At 65.0% G+C, this 19,586-nt stretch carries 18 protein-coding genes and 1 pseudogene; 12 read left to right on the top strand and 7 right to left on the bottom strand.

Annotated elements, in window-relative coordinates; genetic code table 11:
- Positions 1 to 97 precede the first annotated feature (97 nt).
- The 7 genes from ACVWYQ_RS28455 to ACVWYQ_RS28485 all read left to right on the top strand — a co-directional run bounded on the left by ACVWYQ_RS28455 (position 98) and on the right by ACVWYQ_RS28485 (position 6,578).
- Positions 98 to 1,111 (top strand): sulfate ABC transporter substrate-binding protein, encoded by a 1,014-nt coding sequence (locus ACVWYQ_RS28455; RefSeq protein WP_275497958.1) that lies wholly within the window; start codon positions 98 to 100, stop codon positions 1,109 to 1,111.
- Positions 1,112 to 1,148: 37 nt separating this feature from the next.
- Positions 1,149 to 1,985: a sulfate ABC transporter permease subunit CysT gene (gene cysT, locus ACVWYQ_RS28460; protein ID WP_074447692.1), complete on the top strand. Its 837-nt coding sequence runs from the start codon at positions 1,149 to 1,151 to the stop codon at positions 1,983 to 1,985.
- 9 nt (positions 1,986 to 1,994) lie between these two features.
- Positions 1,995 to 2,897: a sulfate ABC transporter permease subunit CysW gene (cysW, locus tag ACVWYQ_RS28465; protein WP_456726589.1), complete on the top strand. Its 903-nt coding sequence runs from the start codon at positions 1,995 to 1,997 to the stop codon at positions 2,895 to 2,897.
- Complete coding sequence (locus tag ACVWYQ_RS28470; RefSeq protein WP_035998225.1) at positions 2,887 to 3,921, top strand: sulfate/molybdate ABC transporter ATP-binding protein; 1,035 nt, start codon at positions 2,887 to 2,889, stop codon at positions 3,919 to 3,921. Before cysW ends, ACVWYQ_RS28470 begins: the two co-directional genes overlap by 11 nt.
- A 108-nt stretch (positions 3,922 to 4,029) precedes the next feature.
- On the top strand, positions 4,030 to 4,533 hold the full coding sequence (locus ACVWYQ_RS28475) for a CAP domain-containing protein (RefSeq protein WP_035998228.1): 504 nt from the start codon (positions 4,030 to 4,032) through the stop codon (positions 4,531 to 4,533).
- A gap of 79 nt (positions 4,534 to 4,612) precedes the next feature.
- Positions 4,613 to 5,788, top strand: a complete 1,176-nt coding sequence (locus tag ACVWYQ_RS28480; protein WP_404545913.1) for a DUF3734 domain-containing protein — start codon at positions 4,613 to 4,615, stop codon at positions 5,786 to 5,788.
- A 1-nt stretch (position 5,789) separates the two neighbouring features.
- Entirely contained in the window at positions 5,790 to 6,578 is a 789-nt protein-coding gene (locus tag ACVWYQ_RS28485) for a 3-hydroxybutyrate dehydrogenase (RefSeq protein ID WP_057028138.1), read from the top strand.
- A 156-nt stretch (positions 6,579 to 6,734) separates the two neighbouring features.
- Here ACVWYQ_RS28485 and ACVWYQ_RS28490 read toward each other — a convergent pair whose 3' ends face one another.
- A complete protein-coding gene (locus ACVWYQ_RS28490; RefSeq protein ID WP_456727213.1) occupies positions 6,735 to 8,102 on the bottom strand; it encodes a flippase in 1,368 nt (455 codons plus the stop codon).
- A 76-nt stretch (positions 8,103 to 8,178) separates the two neighbouring features.
- Positions 8,179 to 9,018, bottom strand: a complete 840-nt coding sequence (locus ACVWYQ_RS28495) for a protein-disulfide reductase DsbD domain-containing protein (RefSeq protein WP_404545915.1) — start codon at positions 9,016 to 9,018, stop codon at positions 8,179 to 8,181.
- 142 nt (positions 9,019 to 9,160) lie between these two features.
- Between ACVWYQ_RS28495 and ACVWYQ_RS28500 the strand changes: the two genes are divergently transcribed.
- Complete coding sequence (locus ACVWYQ_RS28500; RefSeq protein WP_036021679.1) at positions 9,161 to 9,805, top strand: YqgE/AlgH family protein; 645 nt, start codon at positions 9,161 to 9,163, stop codon at positions 9,803 to 9,805.
- A gap of 171 nt (positions 9,806 to 9,976) precedes the next feature.
- Here ACVWYQ_RS28500 and ACVWYQ_RS28505 read toward each other — a convergent pair whose 3' ends face one another.
- Together ACVWYQ_RS28505 and ACVWYQ_RS28510 are read right to left on the bottom strand one after the other, a co-directional pair.
- On the bottom strand, positions 9,977 to 10,864 hold the full coding sequence (locus ACVWYQ_RS28505) for a TauD/TfdA dioxygenase family protein (RefSeq protein WP_271542864.1): 888 nt from the start codon (positions 10,862 to 10,864) through the stop codon (positions 9,977 to 9,979).
- 96 nt (positions 10,865 to 10,960) lie between these two features.
- Entirely contained in the window at positions 10,961 to 11,740 is a 780-nt protein-coding gene (locus ACVWYQ_RS28510; protein WP_157283729.1) for an SDR family NAD(P)-dependent oxidoreductase, read from the bottom strand.
- Positions 11,741 to 11,840: 100 nt separating this feature from the next.
- On the opposite strand from ACVWYQ_RS28510, the gene ACVWYQ_RS28515 reads away from it, so the two are divergent.
- The gene (locus ACVWYQ_RS28515) at positions 11,841 to 12,569 is read left to right on the top strand and encodes an SDR family NAD(P)-dependent oxidoreductase (protein ID WP_456726590.1); all 729 of its coding nucleotides are present in this window, start codon (positions 11,841 to 11,843) and stop codon (positions 12,567 to 12,569) included.
- Between the two features lie 64 nt (positions 12,570 to 12,633).
- Complete coding sequence (locus tag ACVWYQ_RS28520; RefSeq protein ID WP_128264255.1) at positions 12,634 to 13,002, top strand: CsbD family protein; 369 nt, start codon at positions 12,634 to 12,636, stop codon at positions 13,000 to 13,002.
- 168 nt (positions 13,003 to 13,170) lie between these two features.
- Here the strand turns inward: ACVWYQ_RS28520 and ACVWYQ_RS28525 are convergent, their stop codons facing one another.
- Positions 13,171 to 14,880: a DUF459 domain-containing protein gene (locus ACVWYQ_RS28525; RefSeq protein ID WP_456726591.1), complete on the bottom strand. Its 1,710-nt coding sequence runs from the start codon at positions 14,878 to 14,880 to the stop codon at positions 13,171 to 13,173.
- Between the two features lie 170 nt (positions 14,881 to 15,050).
- Positions 15,051 to 16,437: pseudogene (locus ACVWYQ_RS28530) on the bottom strand (lytic murein transglycosylase).
- 205 nt (positions 16,438 to 16,642) lie between these two features.
- Here ACVWYQ_RS28530 and ACVWYQ_RS28535 point away from each other — a divergent pair.
- A complete protein-coding gene (locus ACVWYQ_RS28535) occupies positions 16,643 to 17,518 on the top strand; it encodes a UTP--glucose-1-phosphate uridylyltransferase (protein WP_456726592.1) in 876 nt (291 codons plus the stop codon).
- A 112-nt stretch (positions 17,519 to 17,630) separates the two neighbouring features.
- Here the strand turns inward: ACVWYQ_RS28535 and ACVWYQ_RS28540 are convergent, their stop codons facing one another.
- Complete coding sequence (locus ACVWYQ_RS28540) at positions 17,631 to 19,127, bottom strand: sensor domain-containing diguanylate cyclase (RefSeq protein WP_456726593.1); 1,497 nt, start codon at positions 19,125 to 19,127, stop codon at positions 17,631 to 17,633.
- Between the two features lie 143 nt (positions 19,128 to 19,270).
- Between ACVWYQ_RS28540 and ACVWYQ_RS28545 the strand changes: the two genes are divergently transcribed.
- Positions 19,271 to 19,534, top strand: a complete 264-nt coding sequence (locus tag ACVWYQ_RS28545) for a DUF7662 domain-containing protein (RefSeq protein WP_035998268.1) — start codon at positions 19,271 to 19,273, stop codon at positions 19,532 to 19,534.
- Positions 19,535 to 19,586: the final 52 nt, after the last annotated feature.

Below are 19,586 nucleotides of genomic sequence, written 5' to 3' on the forward strand. Positions count from 1 at the left end.
TGCGAGCTAGCGAACAAGAAAATCGGGTTCCGTTGACACAAGAGCGTTTCGCCAGGAGTTATGCCTGCCGTCGACGACGCCGATGTCGTCGAGGTGAATGGAGATGGACATGATGCGCCGTATCGTTCCGCTCGCCGCAGGATTGCTCGCGACGGGGCTCTGGGCAGGCTCGGCTCTGGCCGCCGACATCAATCTGCTGAACGTGTCGTACGATCCGACGCGCGAGCTCTATGTCGAGTTCAACAAGGCGTTCGCGAGCGCCTACCAGAAGGAAACCGGCAAGAGCGTCGAGATTAAGCAGTCGCACGGCGGCAGCGGCTCGCAAGCACGCGCGGTGATCGACGGCTTGCAGGCCGATGTGGTGACGCTTGCGCTCGCCTATGACATCGACGCCATCGCGAACAAGCGCCTTACCGCGGCGGATTGGCAGAAGCGGCTGCCGCAGAATTCATCACCCTATACCTCGACCATCGTTTTCCTGGTGCGCAAGGGCAATCCCAAGGGCATCAAGGACTGGGACGATCTGATCAAGCCGGGCGTTGCCGTCATCACGCCGAACCCGAAAACGTCGGGCGGCGCGCGCTGGAATTATCTTGCCGCCTGGGGCTTTGCGCAAAAGAAATACGGTTCGGCCGACAAGGCCAAGGACTTCGTCGGGAAGCTCTTCCAGCAGGTGCCGGTGCTCGATACCGGCGCCCGGGGCGCCACCGTGACCTTTGTCGAGCGCGGCGTCGGTGACGTGCTGCTCGCCTGGGAGAACGAGGCGTTCCTGGCCCTGAAGGAATTCGGTGCGAACAAGTTCGAGATCGTTGCACCGCCGCAGTCGATCCTCGCCGAGCCGCCGGTCGCGATCGTGGACAAGGTTGCCGACAAAAAGGGCACCCGCAATGCGGCTGACGCCTACCTTCAATACTGGTACACCAAGGAAGGGCAGGAGATCGCCGCGCGCAATTTCTACCGTCCGCGCGATGCCGAGACCGCCAAAAAGTATGAAAATTCCTTCGCCAAGGTCGAACTGTTCACGATCGACGACGTCTTCGGCGGCTGGACCAAGGCACAGAAGGAACATTTTGCAGACGGCGGCGTTTTCGATCAGATTTACAAGAACTGATCGGGCGCTGTCGTAGGGGGCTTTAGCAGGGGGCCTGGTGAGCGCACTCGCAGCACGACGCCGGACATTGCCGGGCTTCGGTCTCACCATGGGACTGACGCTTTCCTGGCTGTCCGTGATCATCTTGATTCCACTGGCCGGCCTGTTCCTGAGATCGCTCGAGCTCAGCCCCGAGCAGTTCTGGAACATCCTCTCCAGCCGCCGCACCCTGAACGCGCTCCGAGTCTCGTTCGGCCTCGCCTTTGCGGCGGCCTGCGTCAATCTGGTGATGGGCAGCATCATCGTCTGGGCGCTGGTCCGCTACCGCTTCCCCGGTCGCCGCATCTTCGATGCCATCGTCGACGTGCCGTTTGCGCTGCCGACGGCGGTGGCCGGCGTCGCGCTGACGGCGCTGTTCGCCGAGAAGGGCTGGTTGGGAGCTCCGCTCGCCGCGCTCGGCCTCAAGGTGGCGTTCACGCCGGTCGGCATCTTCGTCGCCATGATCTTCATCGGCATTCCCTTCGTTGTCCGCACCGTGCAGCCGGTGCTGCAAGATCTCGACCCTGAAATCGAGGAGGCCGCGGGCAGCCTGGGGGCCAGCCGCTTGCAGACCATCGTTCGCGTGATCCTGCCTTCGCTCGCGCCGGCGCTGCTCACGGGCCTCGCGCTCGCCTTCGCCCGCGCGGTCGGTGAATACGGCTCGGTGATCTTCATCGCCGGCAATCTGCCCAACGTCTCCGAGATCGCGCCGCTCTTGATCGTGATACGCCTGTCCGAATTCCGTTACGCCGATGCGACCGCGATTGCGGTGGTCATGCTGGTCGTCTCCTTCGTCATCATCTTCGCGGTCAATCGGCTCCAGCGCTGGGCGCAGAGCCGGATCCCGGCGCGCTGAGGGCGGACCATGACGATGCAGATCGCAGACTCCGTGTCGCTCTCGGCCTCCGACTCGCAGGCGCACGCGGCGGCGGCGCGGAACAATTTGCGCACCGAGCCGCGCGCTGTCCGTATCATCATCATCACGCTAGCGTTGCTGTTTCTCACCGTCTTCGTCGTGCTGCCGCTGGTCGTCGTGTTCGCGCAGGCATTTTCGCGCGGCATCCTCGCCTATTTCGCCGCGCTCGCCGAGCCGGAGGCGATGGCGGCGATCAAGCTGACATTGATCGTCGCGGCGATCTCGGTCGGGCTCAATCTGGTGTTCGGCCTCGTCGCCGCCTGGGCGATTGCAAAATTCGAGTTTCCGGGCAAGACCTTCCTGATCACGCTGATCGACCTGCCGTTCTCGGTCAGCCCGGTGATCTCGGGCCTCGTCTTCGTGCTATTGTTCGGCGCGCAAGGCTATTTCGGCAGCTGGCTGCGCGAGCACGACATCCAGATCCTGTTCGCGGTCCCCGGCATCGCGCTCGCCACCACCTTCGTAACCTTCCCCTTCGTGGCGCGCGCGCTGATCCCCCTGATGCAGGAGCAGGGCACGCAGGAGGAGGAGGCCGCGATCTCGCTCGGCGCCTCCGGCCTGCAGACCTTCTTCCGCGTCACCCTGCCCAACATCAAATGGGGTGTGCTCTACGGCGTCCTGCTCTGCAACGCGCGCGCGATGGGCGAGTTCGGTGCGGTCTCCGTCGTCTCCGGCCACATCCGCGGCGAGACCAACACCATGCCGCTCTTGGTCGAGATCCTCTACAACGAATACCAGTTCGTCGCCGCTTTCGCGATCGCCTCGCTGCTCGCAATGCTGGCGCTGATCACGCTGATCGCAAAAACCGTTCTCGAACGTCATCTCGACGAAGGACAAGACAGTGACCATTGAAGTCAAGAATCTCGTCAAGAAATTCGGCAGTTTTGCAGCCCTCGACGGCGTCGATCTCAAGGTCAATGACGGTGAGCTGCTGGCGCTGCTCGGCCCGTCCGGCTCCGGCAAGACTACCTTGCTGCGGATCATCGCCGGCCTCGACTGGCCGGACTCAGGCGAAGTCTCCTTCAACGGTGAGGACGCGCTGGCGCAAGGAGCCCGCGAGCGCCACGTCGGATTTGTGTTCCAGCATTATGCGCTGTTCCGCCACATGACGGTGTTCGAGAACGTTGCCTTTGGCCTCCGCGTGCAGCCGCGCGCGGTCCGAAAGGATGAGGCTGCGATCCGCTCGCGCGTCAAGGAGCTGCTCGATCTGGTGCAGCTCGACTGGCTCGCCGACCGCTATCCGAGCCAGCTCTCCGGCGGCCAGCGTCAGCGCATCGCGCTCGCCCGTGCGCTTGCGATCGAGCCGCGCATTCTGCTGCTCGATGAACCCTTCGGCGCGCTCGACGCCAAGGTGCGCAAGGAGCTGCGCAAATGGCTGCGCTCGCTGCATCACGAGATCCACGTCACCTCGATCTTCGTCACGCACGACCAGGAGGAGGCGCTGGAAGTCGCCAACCGCGTCGTGGTGATGGACAAGGGACGGATCGAGCAGATCGGCTCGCCCGACGATGTCTACGACAATCCGGCGACGGCGTTCGTGCACGGCTTCATCGGCGAATCCATCGTGCTGCCGATCCAGATCGGCGATGGTGCGATCCGGCTCGGCGACCGGCAGCTCGATCTCGCGGCCGATGGGCTTGCGCCTGGCGCGTCGAAGCTGTTCGTGCGGCGACATGACATGCTGGTCGGCCCGCCCGGCAGCGGCGCCTTCGAGGGCGCGGTCCAGCACGTCCGTAATTTCGGCCCGGTGCAGCGGGCGGAAGTAGCCCTGTCCGGCGGCGAGACCATCGAGATCGACGCCCCCCGCGACAAGGAACTGCGTGCCGGCGACACGATCGGCCTCAATCCGCGCCGCTACCGGATTTTTGCGGGCTAGGCCCGCCGTCATTCCGCCCCCGGAATGACGGCTCAAATTCTCTTCAAAATTCACCTTTCAGCCATTGTTGGTATGCAACAACAGCCCCTCATTTGGGGGCCCCGATTCATGCGCGCTGCGGCCGCAATTCTCATCATGTTGCTGCTTGCCGGCTGTGCCGGCAACGAAGCTCCGGTCCAGCAGCCGTCGATGTATGCCGACATGGCGGTCCCGGGCTCCAAGCTCGACGTCCAGGCAGCTGCGATCATGATCTCGCAATACCGCCAGAACAACGGGCTCGGTACGGTCGTGGTGGACCCGGATTTGACTCGGCTCGCCGAATCCCAATCGGGCGCCATGGCGGCGGCCAACAAGATGGACCACGACGTCCGCGCGCCGCTCGCCAAGCGTCTGGCCTCTGGCGGTTATCCTGCCACCGTGGCGGTCGAGAACATCTCGGCCGGCTATCATACGCTGGCGGAAGCGTTTTCCGGCTGGCGCGACTCGCCTCCGCACCGCGCCAACATGCTCAAGAGCGGTGTCACAAAATTAGGCATCGCGGCGAGCTATGCTCCAGGCACCAAATACAAGGTGTTCTGGACCATGATCCTGGCCTCCACGGAGCCTCGATAAGCCAGACTTGATCCCGGGGATGCATTGACGTCGCGGCGGAGTGTCGCCACGGTGGCCAGCCTTTTGCTATTGTTCCCGCATGAGCGATCACAGTCCGGAAACCGCAACAATCCCCACGAATGCGCAACGCGTCCTGGTCCTCCAGGGCGGCGGCGCGCTCGGCTCGTACCAAGCGGGCGCCTTCCAGGCGCTGTGCGGCTACGGCTTCGATCCGGAATGGGTCGCCGGCATCTCGATCGGCGCGGTCAATGCCGCCATCATCGCCGGCAACGAGGGGCACACCCGCGTCGAGCGGCTCAAGGAATTCTGGGAAATGGTGTCGGCCCCGGTGCCGTGGAAGCCGGTCGGCAAGAGCGACCGCAGCCGCGAGCTGTTCAATTCCACCAGTGCCGCGCTGATTGCGACGTTCGGCGTGCCCGGCTTCTTCACGCCACGCATTCCGCCGGCGCCGCTGTGGCCGCCGGGGCATCCCGAGGCCGAAAGCTATTACGATACCTCGCCGCTGAAGAAGACGCTGGAACGTCTCGTCGATTTCGACCGCATCAACGATCTGAAGACACGCCTGTCGGTCGGCGCGGTCGGCGTCACCTCGGGCAATTTCAGATATTTCGACAATTACGCGTTCAAGAAGCTCGGCAAGAAGATCGGCCCCGAGCACATCATGGCCTCCGGCGCGCTGCCGCCGGGCTTTCCCTCCGTCGTCATCGACGGCGAGCATTATTGGGACGGCGGCATCGCCTCCAACACTCCGCTCGACTACGTGCTCGATGCCGAGGTCGAACGCGACATGCTGATCTTTCAGGTCGATTTGTTTTCCGCGCGGGGCGACCTGCCGAACTCGCTGCTGGAGGCGGCCGAGCGCGAGAAGGACATCCGCTATTCCAGCCGCACGCGGATGAACACCGACAAGAACAAGCAGCTGCACAACGCCCGCAGGGCCGTGCGCGATCTGATCGGCAAATTGCCGGACTATCTCAAGAATGATCCTTCCGTCGAATTCCTGGCGAAAGTGTCGCGCGAAAGCACCGTCACCGTGGTGCACCTGATCTATCGCAGCAAGAACTACGAATCCTCGTCCAAGGATTACGATTTCTCGCACATTGCCATGGTCGAGCATTGGGAAGCCGGCGTGCGCGACGTGCATCTGTCGATGCGCCACAGGGACTGGCTGGAGCGGCCGCAGTCCGGCGAGACCATGGTGACCTACGATCTCACGGGGGACGTCACCGCGCCCCCGGCAAAAAGGAGCGAATAGAATGGGTACTCTGTCAGGCAAGAACGCCGTCGTGACCGGATCGACCAGCGGCATCGGGCTCGCTTACGCGCGCGCCTTCGCCGGCGCCGGTGCCAACGTCGTCATCAACGGTTTCGGCTCGCCGGAGGACATCGAGAAGGAGCGCGCCAAGATCGAATCCGATTTCGGCGTCAAGGCGGTCTACTCGCCCGCCGACATGACCAAGCCCGCCGAGGTCGCCGGCATGATCGCGCTCGGCGAGAAGACGTTCGGCTCGGTCGACATCCTCGTCAACAATGCCGGCATCCAGTTCGTCTCGCCGATCGAGGAATTCCCGCCGGAGAAATGGGACCAGATCATCGCGATCAATCTGTCCTCGGCCTTCCACGCCATCCGCGCCGCGGTGCCCGGCATGAAGAAGAAGGGCTGGGGCCGCATCATCAACACGGCGTCGGCGCACTCGCTGGTGGCCTCGCCATTCAAGTCGGCCTACGTCTCGGCCAAGCACGGCATCGCCGGCCTCACCAAGACCGTGGCGCTGGAAGTCGCGACCCACAAGATCACCTGCAACTGCATCAGCCCCGGCTACGTCTGGACCCCGCTGGTCGAGAAGCAGATCCCCGACACGATGAAGGCGCGCAATCTGACGCGCGAGCAGGTCATCAACGACGTGCTGCTCGATGCGCAGCCGACCAAGGAGTTCGTCACCTCCGAGCAGGTCGCCGCGCTCGCCCTGTTCCTGTGCAGCGACGACGCCGCCCAGATCACCGGCACCAACCTCTCGATCGACGGCGGCTGGACCGCGGAGTAATTCGTGCCGACCTGACAACTCTCGGTCATGCCCCGCGAAGGCGGGGCATCCAGTACACCGCGGCCTCTCGGTTAATCACAGCCGCCTCGAAGTACTGGATCGCCCGGTCAAGCCGGGCGATGACAGTGAGAGTAGCGCGGCCTTTTCGATCGTCGCCTATTTACCGAACGCCAGCACGTGCAGCCCGAGCCGCTGCCGCACGATCCAGAACAGCAGCACCGTCTCGAAGGTGAGGGAGATCGAGGTCGCGGCCGCCGCGCCATGGCCGCCGTAGCGCGGGACCAGCGCGATGCAGAGCACGAGGTTCATCACGAAGGCTAGCGCATAGGCAAGCGCGCAGATCTTCTGCTGGCCAAGCATGTTGAGAAGGCGCTCCACCGGACCGATCGCGGCGCGCACGACGAGGCCGATCGCGGCCACGAACATGATGTCGTAGCCGATCACGAATTGTGGTCCGAACAGCCAGAGCAGCGGCTTGCCGAGCGCGAGCAGCACGATGGTCGCGGCCAGCGACGGCCAGAACGTCCAGGTGATGGCATGCGCGACGTAGGCCGACAGGCGCGCCTTGTCGCCGCTGGCATTGTATTCGGCGAAGCGGTGTGCCGTCGTGGCTGACATCGCGTAGTGGATGAACGAGACCAGCGCCAGCGTCTTCACCACGGCGAAATAGACGCCGACCTCGTCCGAGGGACGGAATTGCTGCAGCACCAGCACGTCGGTGTAGGACAGGAGCAGGTAGAAGCTCTCGACCAGCAGGATCGGTAGCGAGACGGCGAGCCAGCCCTTGACGTCATAGGCCTTCGGTCCCGGTGTGATGTGATCGGCGAGCTCGCGGTTCAGCACCACCATCTGCCCGGCCATTGCGATCCATACCGCGCAAAGGCTTGCCACCATCGCGGCGACCGCGCCGAGGTGATAGCCGAGCAGGAAGGCGAGCGCCGTGATGCCGATGATCAGCGCCTGACGGATGATGAATTGCGGCATCAGGCCGAGTTGCATCCAGTCGTGCGAGCGCGCGATGCCGTCCTGGGTGTTCGCGACGACGAAAGCGGGCAGCGTCATGCAGCCGATATAAAGCGGCAGCACCTCGGCCGGATCGATCCAGGGCGACAGCAATTTGACGATGCCGGCAAGGCCGAGCGACACCAGCGTGGACACGGCAAAGGTCAGCCAGCGGCTGCCGGACAGGAAGCCGCGCAGCAGGGCGTGCGCGCCGCTGGCGCGGTACTCCGGAATGATTTTTTGCGCGGAGGCCGAGATGCCGAAATCCATCATGCTGCCGAGCAGCAGCACCCAGGTCCAGACATAGACGTAGATGCCGTAATCGGACGTGCCCATCCAGCGCGCGAGCAACACCTGCGAGACATAAGCGAGGCCGGCGCTGATGACGCGAATGATGAAGATGGTGCCGGCGAGCCGCCGGGTCAGCGACGCCTCGCTCGATCCGCCCGCGAGCTTGGCGCGCAGCCGCGCGACCAGCCCGGCCGGTCGGGTCGTTGCGGGTGGTGCATCCATCACGGCCAATTCGAACAATCCCCAGCGACCTGCGGCGGCAGGCGAGGGATTAGCAACCATTCGTTAAGATTCGGTTGGGCGGACGCTAGTTCAAATTCGTGTTGAACTCGTACGCCTTCTCCGGCCCGACCAGCGTGAACTTCAGCGCGGCGCCCTCGGGCTTGGCGCCCGGCGGCAATCCGTCGAGCTCGAACGAGAAGCGCACGACTCCCGGCGCGCCGTGCTGCACCGGCGCCGGAATCGGCAGCGCCCAATCGGGTGTCGGGCCTTCCACGAACAGATTGACGTTGCTTCTGTCCGGCGCCACCACGTCGACCACCACGTTCTTGGGCCCGTCACGCTTGACGTCACGAATGGTGAGCGGATTGGGATCGCCGATATTGGCGGGCTTCGGCACGGTGTCGAGCGCGGCTCGCAGGTTCGCGTCCTCGGTCGAGGCGACGCTGTTGAAGCCGAGCTCGGCGCTGGCCTCCACGGGAATGCAGAGCTTCTCGCACACCGCGTAGTTGATCTCCGCGCGCAAGGTCACCGGCTTGTCCGCGGCCTTGGCGACGATGCGCAGGGGCAGCACGACCTGGTCGCGATAGCCGATCGAATGGCCGCCCGCGCCGTCGTCGAACTTCAGCGGGGCCGGCCACATCACCGTCACCGCCTCGACATTGTCGGACTTGGAGAAGTCGAACCGGGGTGGAACGCCGGAATCGCCGGGCGACCGCCAGTAGGTCTTCCAGCCGGGCTGCAGCTGGAAGGCGATACCGCCGAGCAAAACCGCTCCGCTGCGCGATCCCGCCAGGAGCCGCACCGCGGAATGTCCATCGCGCTGCCAAGGCGATGCGTCATCGGCACGGGCGGCGATGGCCAACGACGACGCGAGCAGGGTTGTCGCGACGCCAATCGCCGCACGCAGGGGAACAATGCTGGACATGGCACGTCTTTACAGGGTCGCCCAGGGCCAAACCATTGAATTGCTTGTGATGGATGCACTCGAATCAAGTCGCCGCAAGCCTTGATTTGACAGCCGCCCGGCCCGACATCAGGATAGGAATTGAAACCGGAGTGCTCGAGCGATGGCTCCCACAGGCAAGAGGACGGGCGAAAGCACCCGCAGCTCGGGCGCCGCGCTGCCCAGTTCCGGCGGCTATCTCGACGGCCGGCTCCTGATCGCAATGCCCGTGATGGGCGATTCCCGCTTCGAGCGCTCGGTGATCTATCTCTGCGCCCATTCGGCGGAGGGGGCGATGGGCATCATCGTGAACCATCCCGCCGGCAGCATCGACTTCCCCGAGCTCTTGCAGCAGCTCGGCATCATCAAGAAGGGCGAGCACATCAAGCTGCCGGAGAACGCCGAAAGCATGAAGGTGCTGCGGGGCGGGCCGGTCGACACCGGGCGCGGCTTCGTACTGCATTCCAGCGACTTCTACATCGAGAACGCCACGCTGCGGATCGATGACGGCGTCTGCCTGACCGCGACGGTCGACATTCTGCGCGCCATCGCCAACGGCTCCGGCCCCAAGCACGCCATCCTCGCGCTCGGCTATGCCGGCTGGGCGCCGGGCCAGCTCGAGACGGAGATCCAGAGCAACGGCTGGCTGCATTGCGACGCGGACGCGGATCTGATTTTCGGCGACGACGTCGACGACAAGTACAACCGTGCTTTGCAGAAGATCGGCATCGACCCCGGCATGCTCTCGAACGAGGCCGGGCACGCGTAGGGGGTGTGGCATCCTTCCGATGTCGTACATCCTCTCCGCTGTCATGCCCCGGCTTGACCGGGGCATCCAGTACGCCGCAGCCTATCGTTTCGATCACGACCATCACGGAATACTGGATCGCCCGGTCAAGCCGGGCGATGACACCATTTGCTGAGCGGAGCTGTGCGGCGCCTACTCCGCGGCCTGCTGCTGCACCGTCGGCTCCGTCCCCGCCACCGTCGCGCGGCGCATGTCGCGGGGCTGGGACTGGTCGTAGCGGCGGACGCGGTGCATGGTCTGGCGGTTGTCCCACATCACGAGGTCATGCAGCTTCCATTTGTGCACGTAGACGAACTCGGGTTGCGTGGCGTGCTCGTTCAGATCGCGCAGCAGCAGCCGCCCCTCGGGCACGCTCATGCCGACGACCTTGCCGGCATGCGATGACAGATACAGCGACTTGCGGCGGTGCACGGGGTGCGTGCGCACCAGCCGTTGCAGCACCGGCTTGAACATCTCCTTCTCTTCGTCGGTGTATTCGGTGAAGCCGAGCGATCCCCGCGAATACATCAGCGAATGCTCGCAGACGAGATCCTCGATCTCCGCCTTGGTCTCATCGTCGAGCGCGTCATAGGCCGCGCGCATGTCGGCGAACTCGGTGTTGCCGCCCTTCGGGTTCACCACCCGCGCCGACAGCAGCGAGAACTTTGCGGGGATAGGCCGGAACGAGCTGTCCGAGTGCCACAGGCAATTGCCGAGGTTGAACAGATTGGCACGGCTGTCCTTGGGCAGCGGCTTGCCGTCCTTGCCGAGATTGGAGACGTCGTTCAGACCCGAGGTGAGGCGGTACTCGTCCGCCTTGGTGATGTTGCCGCCGCGCACCTCCTCCCGCTGGCCGAAATTCAGCGCGAACGCCATCTGCTGCTCGTCGGTGATGTCCTGATCGTGGAAGACGAGCACCGCGTATTTGTCCATGGCAGCCTCGATCTCGCGCGCCTGATCCGGCGTGAGCGCCTTGCGCAAGTCGAGGCCGGACACCTCGCCGACGAAATGTTTCTGAAGCTGCCGGATGGCGATGGTCATTGCGTTCCTCCCGCATCTACGAGCGGTTTCCCCGCTCTGTTTGTGGAAAAAATGACTCCCGCATCCGGCGATGTCAACGCGCCGCGCGCATGCCTCTCACGCGTTCCGCGCCATCAGCCCGCCGTCGACCGGGATCACCGCGCCGGTGAGGAACGACGCCGCGGGCAGGCACAGGCTCAGCGTCATATGCGCGACCTCTTCAGGGTCGCCATAACGGCCGAGTGCGGTGCGGCGCTTGGCGTAGATGGTCTTGTGCTCCTCCGGGATGCGGTCGGTGATTCCCGTGCGGATCGGTCCGGGGCAGATGCAGTTGACGGTGATGCCCTCGCGGCCGAGCTCCACCGCCAGCGAGCGGGTGAGGCTCACGACGCCGCCCTTCGCGGCCGAATACGGGCTGTGCAATGCGGTGGCGCCGAGCGCCTCGGTCGAGGCGATGTTGACGATGCGCGGGCTCTTCGACTTGCGTAAGTAGGGCAGCGCGGCGCGGATGATGCGTGGGTGCGCCGTCAGCATCACGGCGATGCCCTTCGCCCAGGCATCCTCAAAGCCCTCATCGTCGATCGCGACGCGCAACGAGATGCCGGCATTGTTGACGACGATGTCGAGGCCGCCGAAATGCGCGGCGACGTCGCCGACCACGCGCTTGATCTCGCCGCCGTCGGCGACGTCGAGCTTCCACGCCCTTGCCGCGCCACCGCTTGCCGCAATCTCCCTGGCGACGTCCTGCGCGCCTTGCTCGTCGAAATCCGTGACGGCGACGTTCGCACCTTCGTTTCCGAACACACGCGCAGTGGCGCGCCCCATGCCGCTGGCTGCGCCAGTGACGAGTACGGTGAGCCCCTTAACGGACCGGCTGAGCTCCCTGACGTCGGACATGCTGTTCCCTCGCGCCGAGCTGGTTCTTGTTGTGATTGACAAGGCTGGCATCGATCCGCAGACAGGTCAAACAAGCAGAAAACAAAAGGGGAGGCCGACAATGGCAAACGAGCTCGATTTCTCAGGCAAGCAGGTGCTGGTGGTCGGCGGTTCCAGCGGCATCGGCAACGGCATCGCGCAGGCCTTTCGCGCCAAGGGCGCAGCTGTTGCCGTCTGCGGCACGCGTGCTCGCGCAACGGAATATTCAGCCGACGAAGGCTCCGATCTCGAAGGTCTTGCTTACGCGCAGCTCGACGTCAGCAATCCCAATGCCATCGAAGCATTCAGGCCGCCGTTCGACCGTCTCGACATCCTGGTGCTCGCGCAGGGCGCGGTGATCTACCGCCGCGGCGAATTCGAGATGGCGGGTTTCCGCAAGGTCGTCGAGGTCAATCTGATGAGCCTGATGGCCTGCGCGACGCGCTTTCATTCCATGTTGCAGGGCGCGCTGATCATCGTGTCCTCGACCGCGGCCTATCATTCCACCATGGGCAATCCGGCCTACAACGCCTCGAAGACCGGTGCGGTCGGATTGACGCGCACGCTGGGCGAGGCCTGGGCCGAGGACGGCATCCGCGTCAACGGCATCGCGCCAGGGCTCGTCGACACCAAGATGACGAAGGTGACGACCGACAATCCGAAGCGGCTCGAAGGCGCGCTCGCGCGCATCCCGCTGCGGCGATTGGGCACGCCGGCCGACATGGCGGGCGCAGCGCTGTTCCTGGCCTCGCCGCTGTCGTCCTACATCATCGGCCAGACGCTGGTCGTCGATGGCGGCCTGATTCTATAGGAGAGCCTAAGGAACCGCGCTGCGTCTGATCGGTTACTTCGGCTGACCACCGAGGAGGATCATCATGGACACGGATCGGATTGTTGGATCGGCGAAGGAATATGCCGGACGCGCGGAAGGCGCGATCGGAGACATGGCAGGCGATGCCAAGACGCAGGCGTCGGGCAAGGCGCGGGAAGCCGCGGGCACGGTGCAGAATCTCTACGGCCAGGCCAAGGATGCCGTGCGCGACGCCACGGACACCGCCGCGGGCTATGCCAAGGACGCCTACGAGAACAGTGGTGAGACTTTCCGCGACGGCTCGAAGGCCATTGCGCAGAAGGTGCAGGACAATCCGCTCGGCGCGCTGCTGGTTGCCGGCGGCATCGGCTTCGCGCTGGCGCTGCTGATGTCGCGTCCCGCCCGCCGCCCGCCGTCACGCTGGCGCTATTAGGGCTAGTTGCCGAACGCCTGTCACGCGTGCCCCGGCTCAGCGATGCAGCGTGAGACGCTGCATCGCTGAGCCGGGGCCATCTTTTCTGAATGCCGCACGAATTGGGTCTCGGCTCTGCGCCGCATCACCAGAAGGTGCTGCGTCGCGTCCGGGACACGAGATCTTACCTTACCGGAACATCTCGGCGGAACGGCCGACGTTAGCCGGCGGACGCGGGATCCCAGGATTGGGATTCGGATTGCGCGGCCCGGGCGGCGGCGCCATTTGGCGCGGCGGCGGGGGCTGCGGCGAGCCGAAGCCGAAGAAATCACGGAATGTGGGCGTTGCCTGGGCCGGCAGTTGCGGGGCGACCTGCGGCTTCTTCGGCGCGAGCTTTGGCGGCGCGATTGCAGCGGCCGCGCCCGGTGCGCCCTGAGCCGCCCCGCCGTCCGGCGTCGTTGCCGCCATCGGCGTATCGCCCTTGGCCTGCTCGCGGCCGACTTCCCGGCGCGGCCAGGCATAATCGTCGGCGCGGCCGGCAGGAGCTGCCAGCGGCTCACCCTTCACCATCGTCTTGGCGGCGAGCGCATCGACGGCGGCGGGACGCGTGCCCGGTCCGCCCAGCAATTGATCGGTCGAGATCGAGGCTGCAACCAGCGGCACGATCGGCCCGGCCAGCGGCCGCGGCGCAGGCTTGCCCGGCTCGGCGCTGGTGTCGGGCGTCGCGGGCTCGCTCGGCAGCGCGATCGGGCCGGAGCGTCCGGCAAGCAGGCGCGTGATCTCGCGCTCGACATAATGCGCGAGCTTGCGCGCGCCGGCCTTGGTGAAATAGATGCCGTCGGAGCTGCGCAGCTGGCGGATCTGGCCTTCGAAGTCCGGGCCCTTCTGCAGGAAGCGGCCGGCTTCGTCGACGAAGCCGTCCCAGACGTCGACATAGGTGATGCCGGCCTTGGCCGCGCCTTCACGGTACAGCGAATCCAGGAACAGCGTGTCCGCGGTGCCCTTCGGTCCGCGGACCGCGGGCAGGCCGACCCAGAGCACCGGCACGCCCTTGGTTTTGAGGACGGCCGCGAGCTCCTCGATCTTCTTGCCGTAGAGCTCGACCCAGCGCTCGTCACGGAATTCGTAGAGGCCGTTCGGATTGCGCGTGGTCTTTTCCGGGGCGGCCGCCGGCGTGTCGGAATTGTCGGCGTCGTCCTGCGGCAGGTCGGCATCGGCAGGCTTGTCGTCCGGCTTGGCGGCGCTGTCGCCGGGTTTGGCGTCGCCCGGCTTGCCAGGCGGCTTGGCGCGCGCACCCTTGTCGTTCTTCTTGTCCTTGTCCTTTTCCGCGGCCTGCTTGTCGGGTTTGTCGGCGGCCGGCTCGCGGATCGCGACGCGGTCGTTGAGGCCGAGCATGACGACGATCACGTCCGGCTTCTCTGTCTCGAGAATGCCCTTGGCCGCCGCGGCCCAGTCCGCGGGCTCGCCCTTGGGCTGATACCTGATCAGGCCGGACGTGGTCTTGTGCTTGCGGATCACGCCCATGTCGGGCTGCTCGGCGTAGGCGTCTTCTAGGCCATAGGCGAGCCAGTCGGCCATGGCATCGCCGATCACCAGCACGTTCTTCTCGGGAATCGTGTCGCGCTTGGCCGGTGCCGGCGCGCGCGAAAAATCCTGGCGCGGCGCCTGCGGCGGTGGCTGGAATGGTGAGAAGAAGTCGCCGCCGAACCAGCCGCCACCTCCGCCGCCCCGTGGTGGCGGTGGTGGGGCCGAACGCTGCGGCGGACCGCCGAAGCCGGGGAAGTTGAAGAACTGCGCCGAAGCGGGTGCCGCCACCGACACCAGGATCGCAAGCGCCGTCCCCAGCGCGATCAACGGGCCGGTCTCGGTTAGCGCCTTGAACAGGGACTTCTTCGACATGCGATCTCGGGCACGCGCAATGGGGGATCGAAGTTAGCTCAATATAATAACGGAATCAGGCGCCAAACGGGCAAATTCCATCTCAGATTCTTGTCCATAGACCGGGGAACACCAGTCCCGGTCAAGGCTATCAGCCAAAATCCCCCTTCAAGATTACTTCAGGCGCGATTTTACCGCCCGCGCAGCCGGTCCAGCACGTCGGAGGAGGCAAAACCGTCGGCGGGGACCCCGATCGAGGCCTGGAAATTACGCAGGGCCTCCCTGGTCAGGCCGCCGAATTGGCCGTCCGGGGTGCCCTTGTAGTAGCCGCGCTGAGCCAGCAGCTGCTGCAGCTCCAGCCGTTCGGTACGGGACAGCTCGCGCTCCTGCCGCGGCCAAGGCTGCACGAAAGGCTGTCCCCCGCGCAGCCGGTCGGGCGAAATGGCCGATCGCCAGCGCATAAGCCTCGGCCGGGTTGTACTTCATGATGACGCGGTAATTCTGCAGCATCAAAAAGCCCGGTCCCTGCGCGCCGGCGGGTGCCAGCAGGTAAGCCTTGTCCGCAGGATGCGGGAAGGCCTGGTTGTTCGGACGCTTGAGCCCGAGCTTCTCCCAATGCGCGATCGGCATCGCCTTGGCACGGTCGGCCAGCATGTAGTTGAAGCCTTGCGGCACCACGACCTCGTAGCCCCAGGTCTGGCCGGGCTGCCAGCCGTCCTTCTTGAGATTGTTGGCGGTCGACGCGATCAGGTCGGTCGGATTGTCGACGACGTCGCGCCGGCCGTCGCCGTCGCCGTCCACCGCGAAGCGCTTGAACGCGGTCGGCATGAACTGGGTCGGGCCGAAGGCGCCGGCCCAGGAGCCGCGCAGCTGCTCCGGACGCAAATCGCCGCGGTTGAGGATCTCCAGCGCGGAGAGGAATTCGTCCTTGAAATAGGCTTGGCGGCGGCCGATGCAGGCGAGCGTCGCGGTCGATTGCAGCACGCTGCGATCGCCGATCTGCGTCGAGTAATTGGACTCGATGCCCCAGATCGAGGCGATGATGTAGCGGTCGACACCGGTGGCCTTTTCGGTGGCGTCGAACTGCGTCTTGTATTTGGCGAGGACCTCGCGGCCCTTGGCGAGGCGGTTGTCGTTCACCAGGATGTCGAGATAGGCCCAGATCGACTTGGTGAATTCCGGCTGCGAATCCATGAGGTCCATGATGCGCAGGTCGGGCGAGAGTCCGGCGGTGAAGCGCTGAAAGTTCTCCTGCGTAACGCCGCGTCGTGCGGCATCGGGCCACATCGCAGCGACGCAATTGTTGAAATTGCCGGCAGCCTCGCGGATCGCGGCGGCCGTCATCAAGGGATGGCCGGAGGCGCCGTCCTCGCCACTCCACGGCAATGGACCCGTCGGCGCGCCGCCCGGGCCAGGTGTGGGTTGCGCCGGTGCCGGGTTCGATCCCGAGAAGATGCCGCCGAACAGGTTGGACAGGCCGTTCTGCGCCTGGGCGTGCGCGCCGGACGGCAGCAGCAAAGCGGCCGCAACGATTGCTCCGCCAGCCCGTCTCGCCAGTCCTGCCATTGATCGCATCATATTCCACCCGTCGGCCTAAAAACCCGCCACAGGAGGCCTGGTTAGCGTTGCCAATAGCTTAACAAAGGTGAAATTTTGGTGGCGGCCTTTTTCTTAACTCCGTCGGGGCGAGGCCCCACATCCGCCTTTGTTGGCGGCTGCAAACAGGCTAGCAAGGATGCCATTGCTCCCGTCCCATGTGCCCCCAAGGTATTCGATCGATCCCATGAAGATTCGCAAAGCCGTATTCCCCGTCGCCGGCCTCGGCACCCGCGTTCTGCCTGCCACCAAGGCGATGCCGAAGGAAATGCTGACCATCGTCGACAAGCCGCTGATCCAATACGTCTATGACGAGGCGAAGGAAGCCGGCATCGAGCACTTCGTCTTCGTCACCGGCCGCAACAAGGCTGTCATCGAGGATCATTTCGACCGGATGTTCGAGCTCGACGCGACGCTTGCCGCGCGCGGCAAGAAAGCGGAGCAGGACATCCTGGCGCAGAACCAGCCCGAAGCCGGCGCGGTCAGCTTCACCCGCCAGCAGGCGCCGCTCGGCCTCGGCCACGCGGTCTGGTGCGCGCGCGACATCGTCGGCAGCGAGCCGTTCGCCGTCGTGCTGCCGGACGAGCTCGTGCTCAACACGCCCGGCTGCCTGAAGCAGATGATTGAGATGGCGTCCTCGCTCGGCGAGAAATCCAACCTGATCGCGGTCGAGGCGGTGCCCGATCACCTGACCCATCAATACGGCATCTGCGGCGTCGGCAAGCGCAACGGCAAGATGTTCGAGGTCGATGGCATGGTCGAGAAGCCGGCCAAGGGCACCGCGCCCTCCAACCTTTCGATCACCGGCCGCTACATCCTGCAGCCCGAGATCTTCAAGATCCTGGAGACCCAGGAGCGCGGCGCCGGCGGCGAGATCCAGCTCACCGACGCCATGATCGGGCTTGCCCAGACGCAGAAATTCTACGGCGTCGAATTCGAAGGCGAGCGCCATGATTGCGGCTCCAAGCCCGGCTTCCTGCGCGCAAACATCGCCTATGGCTTGAAGCGCCCGGAATTGCGCGACGGCCTGGTCGCGGAGATGAAGAAGTATCTGGGGCTTTAGCGAGCCGCTCGTCATTGCGAGCGAAGCGAAGCAATCCAGAATCCTTCCGCTGAGGAAGTCTGGATTGTTTCGTCGCAAGAGCTCCTCGCAATGACGACGGGGAGAGACCGCCTCACGCCACCAGCGACAGCTGCGGCAGGCTCGCCACCACCGACTGGTTGCGCCCGCCGGCCTTGGCGGCGTAGAGCGCCTTGTCGGCGGCGGCAACCAGCATCGGCCAATCCATGCCGGCATCCGGGACCAGGCTGGCGATGCCGCAGGACACCGTCGACATCGCTTGCTCGTCGGACCAGCCCTGCACCTTGCGGCGGATCGTCTCCGCCACCTTGAAGGCCTCGGCGGCGGAGGTGTTCGGCAGCAGCACGGCGAATTCCTCGCCGCCATAGCGCGCCGCGCAATCGCCGGCGCGGCTCACCGAATCGGAAATGCAGATGGCGATGCCGACCAGCACCTGATCGCCGGCCTGATGGCCGAACGTGTCGTTGTAGGCCTTGAAGTGATCGGTATCGATCATGAGCAGCGCGATCGGCGCCTTCTGGCGCATGGCGCGTCGCCATTCGACGTCGATGACGGAATCGAACTTGCGGCGGTTTTTCAGGCCCGTGAGCGCGTCGGTCGTCGCCAACTCCTCGAGCTTGCGCTCGGCCTCGGCGCGCCGGCCGATCTCGCGCGCGAGCACGAGGTTCGATCCCAGCACGAACAGGATGAGCGCCAGCACCACGGTGCCGATGCGGAGCGCCTCCCTTTGCCAGAGTGCGAACACCGCGGCCAAAGGCTTGCCGGCGACCACGAACAGCGGACCATTGTTCTTGCTGCGGACATAGAGCCGCGGCGTCGCATCGACCGGGCCCTGTCCCGAATAGGCGGCGCCGACCCTGAGATTGTCGGCCTTCCAGTTCTGACGGTCGTTCAGGTTCGTGCCGATGATGTCGAGATCGAACGGTCGCCGCATGATGATGGTGCGGTCGCGCTTGAGCACGGTGATGGTGTCCTCAGGGTCGAGGGTGAGCCGATCGAACAGCTCGTGGAAATAGCTGAAGCGGATCGAGCCGGCGACGACGCCCATGAAGCCGCCGTCAGCGTCACTGATGCGCCGGCTCAGCACGATCGAGTAGGCGCCGCGAAACAGCATGGGACGGCTGATGAACAGGCCTGCGCCGGGACTGTCCCGGTGAACCCTGAAATAATCCTCCTCACTGCGGTCCTCGGGCAGGGGATCGAGCGTGGAGGCATCGATGGTCAGCCGGCCCTCGGCGTCGAACACCTGGATGGCGCCGAAATGCTTGGCGGTGGTCGCGTGGTCGAACAGGATCAGGTGACGGATCGTCTTTGAGACCGTCGCCAGCTCGGGCAGCAGCATGTTGCTGGCGACCGCCTTCAGCGACAAATCGTAGATCTCGACGTTGCGGCTGACGTCGGACTCGATCGTGGTCGCGAGGTTCTCCAGCGTCTGGCGGGCGAGTGCCTCCTCGCCGCGGCGCATGTCGAGCATGACGTTGACGCAAATGGCGGAAAAGCCGATCACCGTCACCACGGACGAGATGATCAGCAGCTTCGCCGAAATCCGCAACGGCCGGCGGGCCGCAACGTCGCGCCATCCAGAGAACATTGTTCGCTCCTGTCCATAGTGGATGCGCCCGAAAGCTTGCGTAGTGTTTAAGCCGCGACGGCGCTGCCGCAATGAGTTAAGAATCGGTTTATGCGGCTGACGGTTTTGAGCAACCTGACATCGCCCCTGACGAGAGGACGAGTGTGAACGACTACGACGCGTTGCGCGATTATCTGCTGCGGCAGAAGCAGGAGGAGCTCGTGCTGAGCTTCGAGCAGATCGAGGAGATCATCGGCGCGGCGCTGCCGCGGGCGGCCCAGCGCGCCTCATGGTGGGACAGCCTGCGCAGCCCCGACATCCAGATGCCGCAACGCGAAGCCTGCCTCGCCGCCGGCTTCGTGGCAACGCGCATGCCGGACGGCCAGAGCGTACGGTTCAGGAAGCAGAAGGGCGAGCGGCGGCGATAGTATCGTAGGGCACGCCGTCCACTCTCCCCCTCCAGGGCAGGGCGATCGCATA

Source organism: Bradyrhizobium sp. USDA 3397 (assembly GCF_054060965.1).